This is a genomic window from Brevundimonas sp., from assembly GCF_031082345.1.
Lineage (GTDB): Bacteria > Pseudomonadota > Alphaproteobacteria > Caulobacterales > Caulobacteraceae > Brevundimonas.
The window spans coordinates 1-2,998 of record NZ_JAVHLH010000305.1; the positions used below are offsets into that span (position 1 = coordinate 1).

Genomic DNA, 2,998 nt, shown 5'->3' on the forward strand with positions numbered 1-2,998 from the left:
TTCGTCATCCCGGGGCAAGCGGCGCAGCCGCGCGGACCCCGGGACCCAGCGGCGCGCGAGAGCGCGACCCTGTCGGTGCGCCGCCGTTCACGACAGCCTGCCTGAACAGGTCGCCTTCGGCGCCGCTGGGTCCCGGGGTCTCGCTGCGCTCGCTCCCGGGATGACGAAAGGAAGGAAGCGGCATAGCTTGCCGTCAACAACCGTGAGGGAGGCCCCACCCATGCTGACCCGCACCCTGCTCGTCGCTTCGGTCGTCGCCTGGGTCGCCGCCCTCGTCGGGCTCGTCTGGATGGTGGTCCTGGCGGAGTTCCGCCCCCGGTATCTGCCCGGGCTGCTGACCGAGATGGACATGGCGCTGCAGGCGTGCGCGGTGCTGTCGGTCGTCTCGGCCGCGGTCGGGATCCTCGGCCTGCGCGCCGGCGCCCGGCGCCGCGCCGTGATCGGCTTCGCCGCCGCCTTCGGCTGGGGCGCGGTGGGCGGCCTTCTCGGCGCGGTGAGCGCACGGAACGGGCTGATCTGCACCAACGACCCGGTCCCCTTCGCCGTCTACGCCCCCAACTACGCCGAGGCGTTCCTCGTCCTGCTGATCGGCCTCACCGGCGCGCTCCTCGGTCTCGCCCTGCTCGACCGTCGCGGTCCGCGCCGGATCTGACGGCCGCCGCCGCCACCTTCTCCCAACGGGAGAAGGGTCATGAGATCAATACATCCACCCGAACACGTCCGCGAAACTCGCGATCGCCCGGGCGATCGGCGGTTCGAACACCGTGCCGGGCGCCAGCAGAGCCGCCCCCTCCACCAGAACCGACACCCCGAGCCCCACCCACCAGGCCGGATGCACCCGGCAACGCACAGCCAGATCATGGATCATGCCGGCGACGATGAAGAGCTTGGTCGACGCCAGCGCGGCGAACATGGCCCAGTCGTTGAAGCCGAAGCCGGCGACCCACAGCCGCCAAGCCCCCGCCCCGATGACGGTCGCGGCGGCGCTGATCATCAGCCGCTTGTGCCACTCGGGCCGGCCGCGGTTCAGCAGGGCCGCGAGGTAGAAGCCGAGGAACAGCACCAGCCCGGCCGCGATCGGCACGCCGAACGACTTCCAGAACGCCGGACCCTCGCCCGCCAGCGCGCCCTGCACCTTGACCCCGACGACAAGGAACCCCGTGAAGGCCATGGCCGCGACCAGCAGCAGACTGCCGACGCCGAGGGCCCGGTGCACGGCGAAGGCGCGCCGGGCCAGCGTCGCCTGCACGGGCAGGACGGCGCACCACGCCAGATAGACGACGCCGTGGGCGTGGACCGCCCATGACACCGGGGCGTAGGTCCCCGCGGCCAGCGGCCCGAGATAGGTCAGGGCGAACCCGGCGAAGGCCGTCAGCGATATCGCCAGGGCAAGCCCCGGAAAGAACCAGCCGCCTCGTCCCTGCATCGCCCTGCCGCCCCATCCCACGGAGGTCCAGACTGGCGCATGCCGGCGCGGCTGTCACCTACCCCCGTTATCTCCCGGCGCAGTCGTCGTGGTCCGGCGGGCGGCTTGGCCGTCCCCTTCTCCCCTTGAGGGAGAAGGTGCCCCCGGAGGGGGCGGATGAGGGGTGACACACCCATGCCTCCGGTCAGCCGCTTGATCCCGTCACAGCGGGGATGAGGAAGCAGCCCCTCATCCGGCCTCCGGCCCACCTTCTCCCTCGAGGGGAGAAGGAAACCGGGGCGCGGCCGGTCTCTGCTCCGCACACCCCCATGACGCTGCGCTGACAATCCGCGGAATTGTCGCCCGGTTCAGCGGACGAAACCTCGCCTTTTCAATGCCGTTGCCGAAACTAAACCCTATCTTCCCGCCTGAGGAAAAACCCGGTCCATACTCTTCCCGCCTCCCCGCGAGGCCGGTCTTTGACAATCCCATCCCCGCCGCACCGCCCAGGCGCGACGCCGATCCCGATGCGACTCCCGCGACTCCTGCGACTCCTTTTTTCAGGGTCGCACCCCCGACCGAAGCGATCCCAGTGAACGGTCTTTCTCCCGACCGCCCGCCCCCTCTCGCCCGCTTGAAATCCGGTCTATCCTCCTCCCATGTGCGCCTCCTACGAAGCCCGGTTCTCGGTCACCCAGCTGGTCGAGGCCTTCGACCATCACGGGGCCCCGCTGCGCTTTCCGCGCGGCCTGCCCAATATCGAACCGGTCGAGGAGGTCCGCCCCACCGACCTCGCCCAGGCGGTTCGCGCCTTCGCCATGGAGGAGGGGGCCGACGGCGACGCCGCCTAACTGGTTTCCATGCGGTTCGGCCTTCGCGGCCCCGAACGGCCGGGCGGCAAGGGCAAGCCGCCGCCGGTGATCAATTTCCGCTCCGAGGGGCGCGCCTTCGGCAATGGCGAGCGCAGCGGCCGCGCCCTCGTGCCGACATCCGGCTTCTACGAATTCACCGGCGACAGATACCCCAAGACCCGCTGGATCCTGCGCGGCGTCGACCAGCCCTTCCTGGCCCTGGCGGCGCTGTGGCGGGCCGGGGCCGAGGGCGAGCCGGACGCCTTTTCCCTGCTGACGGCGGCGCCCGGACCGGACGTCGCGCCCTATCACGATCGCGGCGTCCTGCCCCTGCCGCCGGCGGCCTGGGCCGACTGGCTGTTCGACCGTCGGCCGGCCGAAGACCTGCTGACGCCCCCGCCGGCCGGAACCCTCGTCGCCGGAGCCGCGCCGCGCGGCGGCTGAGACCGGCTATTCGGCCGGGCGGAACATCAGGGCCGAGACCTTGCCCTCGGGGTTGACGCCGATCATCCACTGGGTCGCCGCATTGGCGAAGATGATGTCGAACAGGTCGATGCCGTTACGGCTGCCGGTGAAATCGACCGAGACCAGGGCTCCGAGGCCCTGGATCATCGGCGTCACCACCGCCTCCTGCTCGCGCACGGCGGCGGCGAGGTCGTCGGTCATGCGGCTGTAGTCCAGTTCGCCGGCCTGGATCTCGGCGATGATGGTGCGCAGCGTCTCTTCCGAGGCGGCGTTGGCG

The 2,998-nt window shown here is 70.9% G+C and carries 4 protein-coding genes and 1 pseudogene; 3 read left to right on the forward strand and 2 right to left on the reverse strand.

Features of this window, described 5'->3' with window-relative positions; translation table 11 throughout:
- The first annotated feature begins 220 nt into the window (after positions 1 to 220).
- The gene (locus RDU12_RS14405; protein ID WP_308685318.1) at positions 221 to 652 is read left to right on the forward strand and encodes a hypothetical protein; all 432 of its coding nucleotides are present in this window, start codon (positions 221 to 223) and stop codon (positions 650 to 652) included.
- 45 nt (positions 653 to 697) lie between these two features.
- Here RDU12_RS14405 and RDU12_RS14410 read toward each other — a convergent pair whose 3' ends face one another.
- Positions 698 to 1,426 (reverse strand): hypothetical protein, encoded by a 729-nt coding sequence (locus RDU12_RS14410; protein ID WP_300293103.1) that lies wholly within the window; start codon positions 1,424 to 1,426, stop codon positions 698 to 700.
- 638 nt (positions 1,427 to 2,064) lie between these two features.
- Here RDU12_RS14410 and RDU12_RS14415 point away from each other — a divergent pair.
- Together RDU12_RS14415 and RDU12_RS14420 are read left to right on the forward strand one after the other, a co-directional pair.
- Complete coding sequence (locus RDU12_RS14415; RefSeq protein ID WP_300293101.1) at positions 2,065 to 2,256, forward strand: hypothetical protein; 192 nt, start codon at positions 2,065 to 2,067, stop codon at positions 2,254 to 2,256.
- Positions 2,257 to 2,265: 9 nt separating this feature from the next.
- The gene (locus RDU12_RS14420) at positions 2,266 to 2,700 is read left to right on the forward strand and encodes an SOS response-associated peptidase family protein (protein ID WP_308685320.1); all 435 of its coding nucleotides are present in this window, start codon (positions 2,266 to 2,268) and stop codon (positions 2,698 to 2,700) included.
- Positions 2,701 to 2,706: 6 nt separating this feature from the next.
- On the opposite strand, the pseudogene RDU12_RS14425 reads toward RDU12_RS14420, so the two are convergent.
- A pseudogene (locus RDU12_RS14425) lies at positions 2,707 to 2,998 on the reverse strand (hypothetical protein); the annotation flags it as partial.

Coding starts and splice junctions, on each gene's coding strand:
- RDU12_RS14405 (WP_308685318.1), top strand. CDS start 221: ATGCTGACCCGCACCCTGCTCGTCGCTTCGGTCGTCGCCTGGGTCGCC.
- RDU12_RS14410 (WP_300293103.1), bottom strand. CDS start 1,426: ATGCAGGGACGAGGCGGCTGGTTCTTTCCGGGGCTTGCCCTGGCGATA.
- RDU12_RS14415 (WP_300293101.1), top strand. CDS start 2,065: ATGTGCGCCTCCTACGAAGCCCGGTTCTCGGTCACCCAGCTGGTCGAG.
- RDU12_RS14420 (WP_308685320.1), top strand. CDS start 2,266: ATGCGGTTCGGCCTTCGCGGCCCCGAACGGCCGGGCGGCAAGGGCAAG.